Genomic DNA, 15308 nt, shown 5'->3' on the forward strand with positions numbered 1-15308 from the left:
CACGCGCCAAAAAGAAAGGCGGGAAATTCCCGCCTGTGATTTTATTGCTGCGGCTGCCGCTCGAGCTGCGGCGGCGGCTGGCGAAAACGCCGGGTCAGCCAGGCCAAATAGCCGAAGCCCAGCGTCGCCCAGATCAGCCCCATGGTCAGCGAACTCTTCTCCAGGTTCAGCCACAGCACCCCCACCGTCAGCGCCCCCACCAGCGGCAGGAACAGGAAGTTGAAGCGATCCTTCCAGCTTTTGTTGCGCCCTTCGCGAATGAAGAAGTGGCTGATCACCGACAGGTTGACGAAGGTAAAGGCCACCAGCGCGCCAAAGTTGATCAGCGCCGTGGCGGTCACCAGATCGAACGACAGCGCCGACAGCGCCACCAGCCCGACCATCAGCACGTTCAGCGCTGGCGTGCGCCATTTAGGGTGAATGTAGCCGAAGAATTTCTCCGGGAACACGTTGTCACGCCCCATCACGTACAGCAGGCGCGACACGCTGGCGTGCGACGCCAGACCGGAGGCCAGCGTGTTGATAAAGGTCACGCACAGGAAGATCGACTGGAACAGCTTGCCGCCGACGTACAGCGCGATCTCCGGCAGCGCGGCATCGGGCTGGTGGAAACGCTGAATGGTCGGGAAAAACAGCTGGATGAAGAACGACACGCTGATAAAGATCACCCCGCCGTACAGCGCGGTCAGGAAGATGGCGCGCGGGATCACCTTGGCGGCGTCGGGCGTCTCTTCGCACAGCGTGGTGACCGCGTCAAAGCCGAGGAACGAGAAGCACAGGATAGTGGCGCCGGTAATGATCGGCAGCAGGTGCGCATTCTCACTGAGGAACGGCCGCAGGCTCCACACCGTGCCCATCCCCTCGCCGTTGTGCAGGCCGCGCACCACCAGGTAGATGAACACCAGAATGATCGCCACCTGCGCCAGCACGAACAGGGTATTGAAGTTGGCCACCAGATTGACGCTTTTCAGATTGATGGCGGTAATCAGGATAACGAAGCCCACCACCCACACCCAGGGCGGCACTTCCGGGAACAGCGCGGTCAGGTAAATCTTCGCCAGCAGCGTGTTGATCATCGGCAGGAACAGATAATCGAGCAGCGATGACCACCCCACCAGAAAACCGACGTGCGGGTTGATCGCCTTCTGCGCATAGGTGTAGGCGGAGCCGGCGGTAGGAAACTGGCGCACCAGTTTGCCGTAGCTGATGGCGGTGAACAGCACGCCGGCCAGCGCCAGCAGATAGGAGGTCGGCACATGGCCGTCGGTGAGGCCGGAGACGATGCCGAAGGTATCGAACACCGTCATCGGCGTCAGATAGGCCAGGCCCATCATCACCACCTGCCACAGCTTGAGGGATTTGCGCAGCTGCGGTTTGCCCGCCGGGCCGCCGTCGGTGGCTTTAATCGTCATGGCATTTCCCCTCTTGGTCCTCTGCTGTCAACCGTGCAACGTCATTCAGAGAGGCCGCGGGGAAACTGCTGCTCAGGCGGCGGGAAAAACGGGTTGAGGTCACTGTCGGGCAGCCGGCGACCGGCCCGTAGGCACTGCGGCACAGGCAAACGTCTGCGCATGGGAATGACTGAGTCATGGTTATTTCCTCGTCGGCGTCCTGTACGCCGTGATAGAAGAAATTCAGTACCGCAGCGCGCAGCCTCACCGGCCACAGGAGAGCCGATGAAATGCGCCGGACGCGCGCGGTAGTCGCAGGGTGAGCGGGATCAGGCGTTTTTCAGCATCCACTCGATTTCGGTTTCGGTGATCAGGCGCTCGAACTGCACCAGCTCATCGGTTTTGCAGGCCAGATAGACGTGACTGAAACGTTCGCCCAGTAATGCATTGAGCACCGGCTGATGTTCGAACTCGTACAGCGCGTCGCTCTGGCGGATCGGGAACGGCAGCCCGTCCTGCTCCAGCCCGTTGCCGGTCACCGGCTCAGGCAGCGGCAGCGCGGTTTCCAGCCCGTAGACGATGCCGGCCAGAATGGCCGCCATCACCAGATAAGGGTTGGCGTCGGCGCCCGCCACGCGATACTCCACGCGGTGGTTGTCGCGATCGCCGCAGGGAATGCGCAGCGCCACGGTGCGGTTGTTATGCCCCCAGGAAGCCTGGGTCGGCACATACATGCCGGGCTGGAAGCGGCGGTAGGCGTTGACGTTCGGCGCCAGCAGCGCCATCGAAGACGGCATCAGGGCGATCATGCCCGCCAGCGCCTGTTTCAGCAGCGCCGAATCTTCGCCATCGTCGTCGGCGAACACGTTGTTGCCCTGCGCGTTCAGCATGCTGATGTGCACGTGCATGCCGCTGCCGGCGTGTTCCTCATACGGCTTGGCCATAAAGGTCGCCTGCATGTTGTGGTTCTCGGCCACCATGCGCACCAGCCGCTTCAGCGCCAGCGCGTGATCGCAGGCCTGCAGCACGTCGTCGGTATGGTGCAGGTTGACCTCGAACTGCCCCGGCGACGCCTCCGCCACCGCGCCGTCCGCCGGAATGCCCTGCAAACGCGCCAGTTCGTCGATCTCGCTCAGCACGTCGGCGAAATGGTTGAGGTTATCGACGGAATACACCTGGCTTTGGGTGTTGCGCTCTTGCGTGCCCGGCGCGCACGGCGGCTGCAGATAGCCCTCCGCGTCGCGTTGACGATCGATGAGATAGAACTCCAACTCTACCGCTACCACGGGGGAAAGCCCGCGCTGACGCAAACGCTGCCATACTCGGTTCAGCACATTGCGCGGTTCAACGTCAAAGGGAGTGCCATCTTCATCCAGCATGGTGAGCAGCACCTGCGCGATATATTGCGGGTCCGCCGCCGACGGCGTCAGCGTGCCCGGCACCGGCACGCACACGTGATCCGGCTCGCCCAGCTCCTGCCCCAACCCGGCCTCTTCCACCACGTTGCCGAGAATATCCATCGCAAATACCGACGCCGGGAAGTAACAGCCCTTCTCAAGTTTGTTCAGGCCGCCGACCGGGATGCGTTTGCCGCGGAAGCTGCCGTTCAGATCGGTCAACAGTACGTCGACATGTTGGGTTAACGGATAACGTTCCAGATACTTCTTCACTTCGCGCTGGAACGCGCTACTTCGTCTCTCTTCACTGTGCTGAACAAAGTTTTCCACTTCTACGATGTTGGTCTGCATGGTTCACCCGCCGTTTGTGTTTTGCTGTCGTCGATGTTTATTGACCGTCTTGTTCAATATAATGCCCGCAAATGAAACGTAGATGAAACAAATTTGTTTTGCAAGTGTTACTTTTGGTTTGAATATTGCCCAATCGACTGCTAGATTTATAGAATATTGAACGAAATCGGCGGTGGAGATGCTTATCGTTCATAATTTCGAACGTACCAAGGGGATAGCATGGACAATATATTTAACAGACCAGTCATCGGCGTCGTCATGTGCAGGTATAGGTTAAACGGGCACCTCACACAGACCTTGCAAGAAAAGTACCTGAATGCCGTTATCGCCGCCGGCGGCCTGCCGATCGCCCTGCCGCACGCGCTGGCGGAGCCGGAAATGCTGGCGGAACTGCTGCCGCGCCTCGACGGCATTTTGCTGCCGGGCAGCCCCAGTAATGTGCAGCCGCACCTTTATGGTGAAAACGGCGATGAGCCTGACGCCGATCCTGGCCGAGACGCGTTGAGCCTGGCGCTGATCCGCCAGGCGTTCGACAGGCGCATTCCCCTTTTCGCCATTTGCCGCGGCATGCAGGAGATGGTGGTCGCCACCCAAGGCACCCTGCATCGCCGCCTGTACGAACTGCCCGAGCTGCTGGAGCATCGTGAAGACCACGACCTGCCGCTGGAACAGCAATACGCCCCCGCCCACGAAGTCATCGTTCAGGAAGGGGGGCTGCTTTCGCAACTGATACCGGATTGCAACAGATTCTGGGTGAACTCGCTGCACGGCCAGGGCGCCAAAACCCTGGGCGCAAGCGTGCGCATCGAGGCGCACGCCGCCGACGGGCTGGTGGAGGCGATCAGCGTGCGCGATCAGCCCTTCGCGCTCGGCGTGCAGTGGCACCCGGAGTGGAACAGCGACGAGTACGCCCTGTCGCGCCTGTTGTTTGATGGTTTCATCACCGCCTGTCGGAACTATCAAAAGGAAAAACGCCCATGAGCGACGTCAGCTTGGCACCGGGAAAACGTCTGTCGCAGATCCGTCAACAATTAGGGTTGTCGCAGCGCCGGGTCGCCGAACTGTCTGGGTTAACCCACAGCGCCATCAGCACTATCGAACAAGATAAGGTCAGCCCGGCCATCAGCACGCTGCAAAAGCTGCTGACGGTATACGGTCTGTCGCTGTCGGCGTTTTTCGCCGAGCCGGAAAAACCGGCGGAGCCGCAGATCGTGATCGGCAGTGACGATCTGATCGAAATCGGCAGCCAGGGCGTTTCGATGAAGCTGATCCACAACGGTGACCCGAACCGCACGCTGGCGATGATGATCGAGACCTACGAACCGGGCACCACCACCGGCGAGCGCATCAAACATCAGGGGGAAGAGATCGGCACGCTGCTGGAGGGCGAAGTGGTGCTGCAGGTCAACGGCCAGAGCTATCACCTGCTGGCCGGGCAGAGCTACGCCATCAATACCGGCATCCCCCACAGTTTCAGCAACACGTCGGCGCGCATTTGCCGGATTATCAGCGCCCATACGCCGACGACATTCTGATCAACGGAGCCAGGCATGAACTTTCACCATTTGCAGTATTGGCAACAACGGGCGCAGACCCTGAAGATTGAGCACCGGTTGTTTATCGACGGCCGCTACCAGCCGGCCGCCGCGGGGAAATTTTTCGCCGTGGAAGATCCCGCCGGGCGCCGTGAGCTGGCGCAGGTTGCGCGCGGCGAAGCCGCCGACATCGATCGGGCGGTCAGCGCGGCGCGCGCCGTCTTTGAACGCGGCGACTGGGCGCAGGCCGCCCCGGCGCAGCGCAAAGCCACGCTGCTGCGCTTCGCCGATCTGATGGAGCAGCATCACGAAGAGCTGGCGCTGCTGGAAACGCTGGACACCGGCAAACCGATTCGCCACAGCCTGCGCGACGACGTGCCGGGCGCCATTCGCTGCATCCGCTGGTACGCCGAAGCGATCGATAAGGTCTACGGCGAAATCGCCCCCACCGGCCGCGATGCGCTGGCGCTGATCGAGCGCGAGCCGATCGGCGTGGTCGGCGCCATCGTGCCCTGGAACTTCCCGCTGCTGCTGGCCTGCTGGAAGCTCGGCCCGGCGCTGGCCGCCGGCAACAGCGTGGTGCTCAAACCCTCCGAAAAATCGCCGCTCAGCGCCATCCTACTCGGCAAACTGGCGCAGCAGGCCGGGTTGCCGGACGGCGTGCTGAACGTGGTGCCCGGCTATGGCCACGACGCCGGCAAGGCGCTGGCGCTGCACCGCGACGTCAACGCCCTCACCTTTACCGGCTCCACGCCGGTGGCGAAGCAGCTGATGATCTACGCCGGCGAATCGAACATGAAACGCGTCTGGCTGGAGGCCGGCGGCAAGAGCGCCAATATCGTCTTCGCCGACTGCCCGGATCTGGATCAGGCCGCCCGCAGCGCCGCCGCCGGCATCTTCTATAATCAGGGGCAGGTGTGCATCGCCGGCACTCGCCTGCTGGTCGAAGCGAGCATTCAGCAGGAATTCCTGCAGGCGCTGCGCAAACACGCGGCGGCCTTCGCTCCTGGCGATCCGCTCGATCCCGACACGGTGATGGGCACGCTGATCGACAGCGGCCACTGCGAGAAAGTGGCCGGCTATATCGATCAAGGGCTGAGCCAGGGCGCCGCGCTGTTCCTCGACGGGCGCGACCATCCGCAGGGCGACCACGCCGGTTATCTGGGGCCGACCATCCTCACCCAGGTGAACAACGCCATGAGCGTGGCGCGCGATGAAATCTTCGGCCCGGTGCTGGCGGTGACTACCTTCGACGACGAGCAACAGGCGCTGCAGCTGGCCAACGACAGCGACTACGGCCTCGGCGCCGCGGTCTGGACCCGCGATCTGGCCCGTGCGCACCGCATGGCGCGCCAGCTGAAAGCCGGCACGGTATTCGTCAACAACTACAACGACGGCGACATGACCGTGCCGTTCGGCGGCTACAAGCAGAGCGGCAACGGCCGCGACAAATCGCTGCACGCGCTGGACAAGTTCACCGAATTGAAAACCACCTGGATCTCGCTGGAATAAGGGCTTATCTCATGACTGAACACGTAAAAAGCTACTATGCGGCCACGGCCAACGCACATCAGCCCTATCCGCAACTGAACGAATCGATCGAGTGCGACGTCTGCGTGATCGGCGGCGGCTATACCGGCCTCTCCTCCGCGCTGTTTCTGGTGGAAGCCGGCTATAACGTGGTCGTACTGGAAGCGGCGCGCATCGGTTTCGGCGCCAGCGGCCGCAACGGCGGCCAGTTGGTCAACTCCTACAGCCGCGACATCGATGTGATTGAAGAGCGCTACGGCGCGGAAAGCGCCCGCCTGCTCGGCAGCATGATGTTTGAAGGCGCGGAGATCATCCGCAGCCGCATCAGCCGCTACGCCATCGACTGCGACTATCGCCCCGGCGGCATCTTCGCCGCGCTGAACAACAAGCAGTTCCATGCGCTGATCGAGCAAAAACGCAACTGGGAACGTTACGGCAATACCCAGCTCGAGCTGCTCGATGCGGACCGGGTGCGCCAGGAGGTTGCCAGCGATCGCTACGTCGGCGCGCTGCTCGATCACAGCGGCGGCCACATTCATCCGCTCAACCTGGCACTGGGTGAGGCCGAGGCGATTCGCCTGCAGGGCGGGCGCATCTTCGAGCAATCGGCGGTGACGAACATCCGCCACGGCGAACCGGCGCTGATCAGCACCGCCAACGGCCAGGTGAAGGCGCGTTTCGTCATCGTCGCCGGCAACGCCTATCTGGGCGACAAGCTGGAGCCGCGGCTGGCCAAGCGCAGCATGCCGTGCGGCACTCAGGTGGTGGCCACCGAGCCGCTGGCGCCGGAGATCGCGCAGGCGCTAATCCCGCAGAACTACTGCGTGGAAGACTGTAACTACCTGCTGGATTACTACCGCATCACCGCCGATCATCGCCTGCTGTACGGCGGCGGCGTGGTGTACGGCGCGCGCGATCCGGACGACATCGACAACCTGATACGGCCAAAATTGCTGAAGACCTTCCCGCAGCTGAAAGGGGTGCGTATCGACTATCGCTGGACCGGCAACTTCCTGCTGACGCTGTCGCGCATGCCGCAGTTCGGCCGCCTGGAGAATAACGTGTACTACATGCAGGGCTACAGCGGCCACGGCGTGACCTGTACCCATCTGGCGGGCAAGCTGATCGCCGAGCTGATGCGCGGCGACGCCGAACGCTTCGACGCCTTCGCCAAGCTGCCGCACCTGCCGTTCTTCGGCGGGCGCAATCTGCAGATCCCGTTCACCGCCATCGGCGCGGCCTACTACACGCTGCGCGACCGTATCGGCGTCTAAAACAGCAGGCCCGGTCATCCTGGCCGGGCCTGTGCGTTAACGCTTAAACGATCTTCGGTTGGCCGTCCGAGGCGGTCGCCCCGCCATCGACCGGAATGTTGGCGCCATTGATAAAGCTGGCGTCGTCGCTGGCCAGAAACGCCATCACCGCCGCCACTTCTTCCGGCTCCGCCGCGCGCCCCAGCGCGATGCGCTCATTGAACTTGTCGCGGATTTCCTGCGGCCAACCGTTGGTCATGTTGGTTTTCACCAGGCTCGGGCAGACCGAGTTGATGCGCACGCCGTCACCGCCGTGATCCAGCGCCATGGCGCGCGTCAGGTTGACCACCGCGCCTTTCGCCGCGCAGTAATAGGCCGCGCCCCAGTCGCCGCCCAGGCCGGACACCGACGCGGTATTGACGATGCAGCCCTTGGTCTTCAGCAGATGCGGCAAGGCGAATTTGGAGCAGAACACCACGCCGTCGATATCGACCCCGGCGATGCGCCGCCAGTCATCGACGCTGGTTTCCAGCACGCTGCCCGCCACGTGTACGCCGGCGTTGTTCAGCAGAACGTCGATGCGGCCCAGTTTTTCCGCCACCTCGTTCATCATTTTTTCAACCGCGACGTGATCGGACACGTCGATATGCACCGCCATCGCCCGGCCCTTCGGCAGCGAAGCGGCAACCTTGTCTACCGCCTCTTTAGCCCAGTCGGCCAGCACCACGATGGCGCCCTCGGCGGAGAACCGCCGCGCCGCCGCTTCCCCCATGCCATTGCCCGCACCGGTGATAACCACGACTTTATTGTCAAAACGCATGAGACCTCCTCCATGTGAACGTATTTATATAAGTCATACAAATCTCATTGCCCCGAGGATAAGACGCCCCTCCCCTGAGCGCCAGTCAAAACGTGCGGTTTATTAACCCAAAGGAGGTATGTCAGTAATTTCAATGCGCTGGGTTAACCTTTATCGGATTTTGGCCAACATATTGATGGATAGAATAAAATTCCGGCCTGTCACTATTTTCAAGGCGGATTGTCAGCCAGCGGGACTATTGCGGATAGGCGGTTATGGCCGCTCAGAGATAAGCGATGTGAATGAAAAACGGCAGCCGCCCGCAGGCGGCCGCGACTATTTTTTCTCGATGGGGATCACCAGCAGATCGACGTTCAGCTCGTTGATCGCCTGACGCGCCGAAGAGACCAGTCGGCTCCAGACATCGTGATGGTGGCCGAAGATCACCAGATCGAACCCTTTCTCCTTCGCCACCCGGTTCAGTTCCTCCGTCAACGCGCCGCGGCTGACGATCACCTCTTCAACCGGATACGACGACTGCCCTTTGATCGCATTGAGCATATTCTTCACCCGCTCTGAAAAGGTGCGATCGGTGTAGTTATAATCGCCCACGCCCAGATCGACGTAATAACCGGCGCGATGAATGTCGATATAGATCAGGGAAAGTTGGGCATTGAGCGCGGCGGCCAGCCTGGCGCCCTTGCCCAGCAGGAACTCGGCGTCTTCGCTGAGATCCGTGGCGACAACGATATGCCGATAAGCCATGATGGCGGCCCTCCTCGTCAACTCCGTAAACAGGATGGCGCTCCTTGCCGCATGTTTCTCATGCACCTTAAGTTTAGCCTAGCGCCGGTTCGCTCGCCTGTCTCGCAATCGTTCCATCTGTGGAACGATGCATCCCGCCTTTGCGGTCTACCGGATTTTTCTCCCCTCCCTACACTGTAGGCAAGCGCTGAGTTTCAGCCTTATCAATCAAAGCAGATACCCATTGACCTCACGACAAGAGAAGGAAAAAACCATGAACACTCCAGCCAACTTCAACGGCCAGCGTCCTGTTATTGATGCCAATGACGCGGTCATGCTCCTGATCGACCATCAGAGCGGCCTGTTCCAGACCGTCGCCGACATGCCGATGACCGAACTGCGCGCCCGCGCCGCCGCCCTGGCCAGCATCGCCACCCTCAGCAAACTGCCGGTGATCACCACCGCTTCAGTGCCGCAGGGCCCGAACGGCCCGCTGATCCCGGAAATCCATCAGAATGCGCCGCACGCGCAATACGTCGCCCGCAAAGGGGAAATCAACGCCTGGGACAACCCGGACTTCGTGGCAGCGGTCAAAGCCACCGGCCGCAAGACGCTGATCATCGCCGGCACCATCACCAGCGTCTGCATGGCCTTCCCGTCCATCAGCGCGGTGGCCGAAGGCTATAAAGTGTTCGCGGTGATCGACGCCTCCGGCACCTACTCGAAAATGGCGCAGGAAATCACCCTGGCGCGCGTGGTGCAGGCCGGCGTGGTGCCGATCGACACCGCCGGCGTGGCCTCGGAGCTGCAGGGCAGCTGGAACCGCGCCGACGCTCAGCAGTGGGCCGAGGTTTACACCAAAATCTTCCCGGCCTATCAACTGCTGATCGAGAGCTACCTCAAAGCGCAGGACGTGGTGAAAAACAACGAACTGCTGGACTCCCAGCGTTAAGATCGCGGGCATAAAAAACCCCGGCCAAGGCCGGGGCTATTAATCGCGTGCCGGTGACTTTCCCGGCTGTCATGTTATGGCGTAAGCGTCCATCCAACACTCCAACATTACGCAGCCTAAGCGCGACTTTTTCACAACAGAAAAATAGACTGAAACGCGGCGTTATTAATTCTGCGGCAATCTGTTTTTCTGTTGCCAATAATAATTAATTATTGGAACGTCATCGAGGAATCGAACCCCAGTCCGCCAACGGATAATTTCGTTGCCGCTCTTCCTGCTGAGCTAATGACGTATTGGTAAAGACTCCGGGCGAACCCGGAGTTTATTCAGGCTGAGGACGTTATTTCTTAACTGCTCCGACTTAAACCCTCATCGCTGTCGTAAGAAATCGGACCTCGGCCGAAAATTATAACGCGACCACGTTGCCGGCAGAAGGGCCCTTCATGCCATTTTCGATAGTGAACTCAACCTGTTGGCCTTCGTCCAGCGTTTTGAAATCGTTGCTCTGGATAGCAGAGAAATGTACGAACACGTCTTTGCTGCCGTCTGCCGGGGTGATAAAGCCGAAGCCTTTACCTGCATCAAACCATTTTACCAAACCAGTCATTTTAGTAGACATAGAGATATTTCCTTTATATTTTTGCGACGCCATAGGGCGATAGAGGTCTGTTTTTATTGGAAACTTATGGGGCACTAGAGAAGAAAATTCGCGGAAGAAGAGGTATCTGAGGGATATCGCTAATACTGAGAACTGCTTTACTAAAACTGCTTTCATAAGGTCTGTACTACAAACCGATGACGCTATTTACACACGGCTGAGTTATTTAAGCAAGATATATTTTAAATTATATTCATATGGCTCATAAATTTATTATCGCAAAAGGCCGCTGACGCCTGTCGCTACGGGCGGAGTGAAACACAACGAACAGCTAGACTCGCAGCGCTGATCGCCAAAGCTCACAGCACCGGGGCTGACTATGAAAGCGCAAATAGCCGCCGCTTCCGCGTTATGTTCTTCCCTTCACGCGAAACCGCTCTCTGCTATAAAAACAGGGATAAGCGCTTAATCGTCATGAAAAAGCCATAAAAACTTAATAAATCAATCTGTTCTCGACACTGGTACATTATCGTTGCTACGATAATTATTTATATTCGCAGGAAATGACCTCAAGGATGGCTATGATTGGCAAAAGAACACTGACGTTAGCTGTGCTGACACTCAGTTTGGCAGGCTGCCAGCCGGCACCACCAAGCTATGTGGAAAACGCGAATGCCTTGATCGCCAAACAGATCAGCGCAATTAGCCTGCAAACGGCACAGTGCAAATTTGCCCAAGACGGGCACTATTGGATTTCGGCTTGCTCGTTGGGTACTGCGCACACCGCACCGGTGTTCGCCTTGTTCGAACAGGAAGGCGTTATGCAGGCCAACGACAATCTGGCCATCGCCGTCGTGCCGCTCAACGAGCAAGCTCGCCACCTCTCACAGGATCCGCGCTTCACTATCCCGGTAATGCAACGCCGCATTCCGGTAGACGCGGATAAAGCCTTCAATCGCTTATTTGCCCAATCATCGCCTTAACCCCTCTCAGCCGACGATCGCGATCCCCAGCCGCTCCAGCAGCTGCGCGGCCTGGTGGCTGTCCATTTTGACGCCCTGCAGATCGGTGGTGCGCAAATCCAACTCGCCCAGTTCCGCGTTGCTCAAATCGCACTGGGTGACATCGGCGGCTCGCCAGTCGAATCCGGAGAACTCGCCGCCGGACAGATCGGAGCCGCTGAAGCTGGCGCCGAGCACCTGTGCGCCGTGCCAGCGGTTTTCCCATAGCTCGCATTTCTCCAGCACCACCTTGGCGAAGTTGGCGTAGCTCAGGTTGCTTTTGGTGATATAGGCGCTGCAAAACCCGATGCGGCTGGTGATCATGTTCATAAAACTGGCGCCGCGAAAATCGGCGCCCTGCGCGCGGCATTCGCGGATCTCCAGCCCCAGGGCGCTGGCGTAGCGGAAGTCGGCCATCGACAAATCGCAGCTTCTGAAGCTGGCGTCTTTCAGTATCGCGCGGCTGAAATTGCCGCCCTGTCGGCTGTCACGATCGTAAAACTGGCAGCCGATAAACTCGGTGCCGGTCAGATCGGCGCCCGAAAAATCACACAGCATAAAGCTGCCGTTTTCAATCTTCTCGCCGGTAAAGCGGTTACGGTCAATCTTTTCACCCTTCAACATCAGACTCATCGCAGCGCACCTGTTTATTTATACAGCCAGTGCGGCATTTAATCCTATTCCGGCAGGGTTGGCAACCGTCGCCGATCGGCGGGCCTCCGCTCTAACGCCACCTTGACGATGCTGAATGTCCTGACGCTCTCTGCCCGAGCGACGTCGGCAAACAAACGGGGGTAACGGGAGTTGACCACCCACACTTCGCCATCGCGCAGCGCGGCGCCGGTCGGCCCATCCAATTCCGGCGGCGTGGCGACCGCCGTGATATGCGCGCTGGCCCAGCCGTCGTTCGAGGAGAGCAGCGTTACGTCGCCGGACATGCCCCCTTTTCTCCCCGGAAAAGACTGTACGATCACCAATTCATGGGCGTTTTTGAGCCGCAGCCCGTCCGGCCCTTTCAGCCGCTGCGGCAGCCTGATTTCACTTATTGCAGGCGCGTTATCCAGCGTCACCTTCCACAGCAGCCCGCGGGTGTAGTCCGCCGCAATCAGATAGCCATCCGGGTGATACACGATGCCGTTGAGATAAGGCTGCGTGCCCTGCGCTGCGGCGGGGGCGTCGGCGGGCATCAAACGCGCCGAGCGCACCAGAATCGACACCTGGCGCGTTGCCCGGTCAATCTTGTAAATCTGCGGCTGGAAGCTGTCGGTCACGTAGATATTGCCCTGTGCGTCGAGCGCCAGATCGTTGGCCAGCGTCGGCCCACGGCTTAACGATGAAAGATCGTACGTCTGCTGCAGCGCGCCGGTATCGAGATTGAACTCCAGCACCTGCGCCACGCGATTGCGCGTGCCGGAGGCTGAGTTGAGGGATACGCCCACGTCTTCGTTGCACACCAGCACCCGGTTGCGCTCGGCGTCCACCAGCATGCCGGAGGTGGTGATAAGCCCACTGCCGGTGGAAAAGCGCCGATAGCGGCCATCCGGGTAGACCAGGCCGAGCTGCCCGCCACGCAGGGACGACACCAGGAACGCGCCGGCGCGCGCATTCCAGGCGATGCCTTCAGGGTAGGCGCCGGCGGCATCCGGCGAGAAGTCGATGCGCTGCGCGGCCTGTGCCTGCATGACGCCGCTGAGAAACAGCGCGGCGCCGGCAAGCTGGGTGAGGCGTCGGCGCCGCGGCAACAAGAAAGAAAAGAGGCAGAAGCGGAACATAAGCATGATCCTGATGAGGACTCGGATCGCTAGAGTAGGATCGCGCCGCTCACGGCACCAGCCGGGAAAAAGGCAATGCGCTACTAAAAAAATCGCAGTAATCGGCGCAAAAAAAACCGCCCGGGCGGGCGGTTGAGGCGACGGCGAACCGTTACTTCAGGGCTTCCTGAATGGCGTCGGCCATCGGGCCGATGTGCTTCTCCGCCGCCTTCAGCTGGAAGTCCACGCCGTTGCCGTCGTTGGTATCCGACAGCGTGGCCTTGATCAGTTCCAGCGCCGCCTGCACCGCCACCAGCCGTTTATGCTGTTCGTCCGTGACCGGTTTGGCGCCCATATTGGCCGGATAGTAATGTTCTAACATCGCGATCTCCTTTTGATGACGTTAACCTCTAACCTACCAGAAAACCGCGCATTTACTAAGGAAACCAGGCCCTGCGCGGCCGAGTGACGATAAATTGCACTATACTGGGCAAACACGCCCCCTGCTACAGGATCATCGCCATGCCATTCCAGGGAAGCTGCCACTGCGGCGCCGTCACCTTCTCCGTGGACGCCGAACTGCCCACCGAGGCCCTCAGCTGCAACTGTTCGATCTGCCGCCGCAAAGGGCTGCTGCTGTCGTTCTTCCCCATCAGCGCTTTCACGCTCAACAGCGGCCAGGACCAGCTCAGCGCCTACACCTTCAATCAGCACAAGATCCGCCATCAGTTCTGCCGAGTGTGCGGCGCTCAGCCCTTCGCCTACGGCACCGCGCCGGACGGCGCCGCGATGTGCGCCGTCAACCTGCGCTGCGTGCCTGACGTCGCGCTGGATGCGTTGCAGATCCACAACTACGACGGCGCCAGCGTCTGAGATGCCGCGTTTTCAGCGGTAGACGGAGAACTTCTTGGTCAACGGCTTAAGCTGTTCGGCGTCGCCGTAGAGCGCCACCGCCACGAAATCCAGCTGTTCGTAAGGGGTGTTGGCGGTGTCGGCGATCTGCTGTTCGGCGGAGTGCGACAGCATGGTGGTGGTGAAGAAGTTGGACAGTACGCCCTCCTCCTTGCATTTGAGGATCAGGTTGCTGAGTTGGCTGCTGTTTTTAGCCTGCAGGATCACCATCGGGTAGTGGCTCATATTGGCGCTGACGCCGTCGAGGCTGCTCGGATAGTGGTGAAACTGGCGCTGTTCGATCAGATCGGTGATGCCCGCCGTCAGATGGCAGGAGGCGTTAAACAGCGTGGCCGGTTCGTGATTGCGGTTGAGGATGATATAAAACTTTTTCTCGTTGTCGCTGTACATACTCTTCTCCTTGAATAGACAGTCAGTTTTATCCAACCTGCGCACGGTTTCAAGGCGCGATAAGGGGCCGCGTCCGGCCCCCGTAATAACGCTGCCGGCTCAGACGGCGCCTTCACCCGGGCCGAGCGGCTGCGCCACCTGATGCAGCACGGTGATGTGCTGCAAAAGCGTGCCGCCGTCGATCGGTTTCATCTGGCCGTCGCGATCTTTATAGTGCGTCGGCTTGGCGCCGTGGAAGAACAGCCCGGCGTTGACCTGCACGCCCAGATAGCCCGCGCTGGCCGGCAGGCGCTGCACGTCGGTCCAGGGGTTGGAAACCGGCACGTACTGGAAACCCTCGCTCGTTTTGGCGTACAGCGGGCGCAGTAGCGTGACAAAGGCCATCATCGGCGACAGCGCGTCTTTAAAGATCTGCACCGGCCGATCGACCGTCATCAAGAAACCCAGCGGCTGCTCCTCAACCGTGTCGAGGCTCAGGCTGCTGCTGATATCATCACCCCGGCCGCCATAGCTCCATTCAATGGCCGGCGCCCCACTCTCGTTCATCATCTCTGACATACACTGCTCCTTATAAAATGAATTCAACACGCCTGCTGCGTGCCGGAACAGTAAACCGCTGCAGGGGGATCAGCGTCCACGCCGGGCGGCACGCTGGCGAACCAAACAACGAAGGCGCTCAATAAAGCTCGAAATGAATAATTTCC

Annotated in this window: 17 protein-coding genes and 1 pseudogene; 7 read left to right on the plus strand and 11 right to left on the minus strand. The window is 60.1% G+C overall.

All coding sequences use genetic code 11. The features are described from left to right. Positions 1–41: 41 nt before the first annotated feature. Together ACJ8HN_RS07430 and ACJ8HN_RS07435 are read right to left on the minus strand one after the other, a co-directional pair. Positions 42–1412, minus strand: coding sequence for an APC family permease (locus tag ACJ8HN_RS07430; RefSeq protein ID WP_033646354.1), 1371 nt, complete (start codon positions 1410–1412; stop codon positions 42–44). A gap of 308 nt (positions 1413–1720) precedes the next feature. Continuing rightward, positions 1721–3139, minus strand: a complete 1419-nt coding sequence (locus ACJ8HN_RS07435) for a glutamine synthetase family protein (protein ID WP_033646355.1) — start codon at positions 3137–3139, stop codon at positions 1721–1723. Positions 3140–3358: 219 nt separating this feature from the next. Between ACJ8HN_RS07435 and puuD the strand changes: the two genes are divergently transcribed. The 4 genes from puuD to ACJ8HN_RS07455 are packed head-to-tail and all read left to right on the plus strand — an operon-like array spanning position 3359 to position 7478. Then, a complete protein-coding gene (gene puuD, locus ACJ8HN_RS07440) occupies positions 3359–4120 on the plus strand; it encodes a gamma-glutamyl-gamma-aminobutyrate hydrolase (RefSeq protein ID WP_043147308.1) in 762 nt (253 codons plus the stop codon). Next, positions 4117–4674, plus strand: coding sequence for an HTH-type transcriptional regulator PuuR (gene puuR / locus ACJ8HN_RS07445; RefSeq protein WP_033638246.1), 558 nt, complete (start codon positions 4117–4119; stop codon positions 4672–4674). The genes puuD and puuR overlap by 4 nt, the downstream gene beginning before the upstream one ends. A gap of 15 nt (positions 4675–4689) precedes the next feature. After that, positions 4690–6186 (plus strand): aldehyde dehydrogenase PuuC, encoded by a 1497-nt coding sequence (puuC, locus tag ACJ8HN_RS07450; protein ID WP_079656457.1) that lies wholly within the window; start codon positions 4690–4692, stop codon positions 6184–6186. Positions 6187–6197: 11 nt separating this feature from the next. Beyond that, complete coding sequence (locus ACJ8HN_RS07455; RefSeq protein WP_033653879.1) at positions 6198–7478, plus strand: NAD(P)/FAD-dependent oxidoreductase; 1281 nt, start codon at positions 6198–6200, stop codon at positions 7476–7478. 43 nt (positions 7479–7521) lie between these two features. On the opposite strand, the gene ACJ8HN_RS07460 is transcribed toward ACJ8HN_RS07455, so the two are convergent. After that, positions 7522–8277 (minus strand): SDR family NAD(P)-dependent oxidoreductase, encoded by a 756-nt coding sequence (locus tag ACJ8HN_RS07460; RefSeq protein ID WP_025302549.1) that lies wholly within the window; start codon positions 8275–8277, stop codon positions 7522–7524. Between the two features lie 315 nt (positions 8278–8592). Further along, positions 8593–9021: a universal stress protein gene (locus ACJ8HN_RS07465; protein ID WP_033638240.1), complete on the minus strand. Its 429-nt coding sequence runs from the start codon at positions 9019–9021 to the stop codon at positions 8593–8595. Positions 9022–9274: 253 nt separating this feature from the next. Here ACJ8HN_RS07465 and ACJ8HN_RS07470 point away from each other — a divergent pair, with 253 nt between their 5' ends. Beyond that, the gene (locus tag ACJ8HN_RS07470) at positions 9275–9952 is read left to right on the plus strand and encodes an isochorismatase family protein (protein ID WP_060420736.1); all 678 of its coding nucleotides are present in this window, start codon (positions 9275–9277) and stop codon (positions 9950–9952) included. Positions 9953–10165: 213 nt separating this feature from the next. On the opposite strand, the pseudogene ACJ8HN_RS07475 reads toward ACJ8HN_RS07470, so the two are convergent. Both ACJ8HN_RS07475 and cspE read right to left on the minus strand, forming a co-directional pair. After that, positions 10166–10244, minus strand: a pseudogene (locus ACJ8HN_RS07475). A gap of 114 nt (positions 10245–10358) precedes the next feature. Continuing rightward, positions 10359–10571: a transcription antiterminator/RNA stability regulator CspE gene (gene cspE / locus ACJ8HN_RS07480; RefSeq protein ID WP_033638238.1), complete on the minus strand. Its 213-nt coding sequence runs from the start codon at positions 10569–10571 to the stop codon at positions 10359–10361. Between the two features lie 560 nt (positions 10572–11131). Between cspE and ACJ8HN_RS07485 the strand changes: the two genes are divergently transcribed. Continuing rightward, entirely contained in the window at positions 11132–11533 is a 402-nt protein-coding gene (locus ACJ8HN_RS07485; protein ID WP_039567110.1) for a hypothetical protein, read from the plus strand. A gap of 6 nt (positions 11534–11539) precedes the next feature. On the opposite strand, the gene ACJ8HN_RS07490 is transcribed toward ACJ8HN_RS07485, so the two are convergent. The 3 genes from ACJ8HN_RS07490 to ACJ8HN_RS07500 form a co-directional block, all read right to left on the minus strand. After that, the gene (locus ACJ8HN_RS07490; RefSeq protein ID WP_033646359.1) at positions 11540–12184 is read right to left on the minus strand and encodes a Qnr family pentapeptide repeat protein; all 645 of its coding nucleotides are present in this window, start codon (positions 12182–12184) and stop codon (positions 11540–11542) included. A gap of 44 nt (positions 12185–12228) precedes the next feature. Continuing rightward, a complete protein-coding gene (locus tag ACJ8HN_RS07495) occupies positions 12229–13323 on the minus strand; it encodes an SMP-30/gluconolactonase/LRE family protein (protein ID WP_442523224.1) in 1095 nt (364 codons plus the stop codon). A gap of 151 nt (positions 13324–13474) precedes the next feature. Beyond that, on the minus strand, positions 13475–13684 hold the full coding sequence (locus tag ACJ8HN_RS07500) for a hypothetical protein (protein ID WP_025160266.1): 210 nt from the start codon (positions 13682–13684) through the stop codon (positions 13475–13477). A 140-nt stretch (positions 13685–13824) separates the two neighbouring features. Between ACJ8HN_RS07500 and ACJ8HN_RS07505 the strand changes: the two genes are divergently transcribed. Further along, a complete protein-coding gene (locus ACJ8HN_RS07505; protein WP_442523225.1) occupies positions 13825–14175 on the plus strand; it encodes a GFA family protein in 351 nt (116 codons plus the stop codon). Positions 14176–14187: 12 nt separating this feature from the next. On the opposite strand, the gene ACJ8HN_RS07510 is transcribed toward ACJ8HN_RS07505, so the two are convergent. After that, positions 14188–14604 (minus strand): DUF2000 domain-containing protein, encoded by a 417-nt coding sequence (locus ACJ8HN_RS07510; RefSeq protein WP_033646362.1) that lies wholly within the window; start codon positions 14602–14604, stop codon positions 14188–14190. A gap of 99 nt (positions 14605–14703) precedes the next feature. Beyond that, a complete protein-coding gene (locus tag ACJ8HN_RS07515) occupies positions 14704–15162 on the minus strand; it encodes a hypothetical protein (protein WP_041034774.1) in 459 nt (152 codons plus the stop codon). Between the last annotated feature and the right edge of the window lie 146 nt (positions 15163–15308).

It is taken from the genome of Serratia sp. CY29653 (assembly GCF_052169255.1).
Taxonomy (GTDB): Bacteria; Pseudomonadota; Gammaproteobacteria; order Enterobacterales; family Enterobacteriaceae; genus Serratia; species Serratia sarumanii.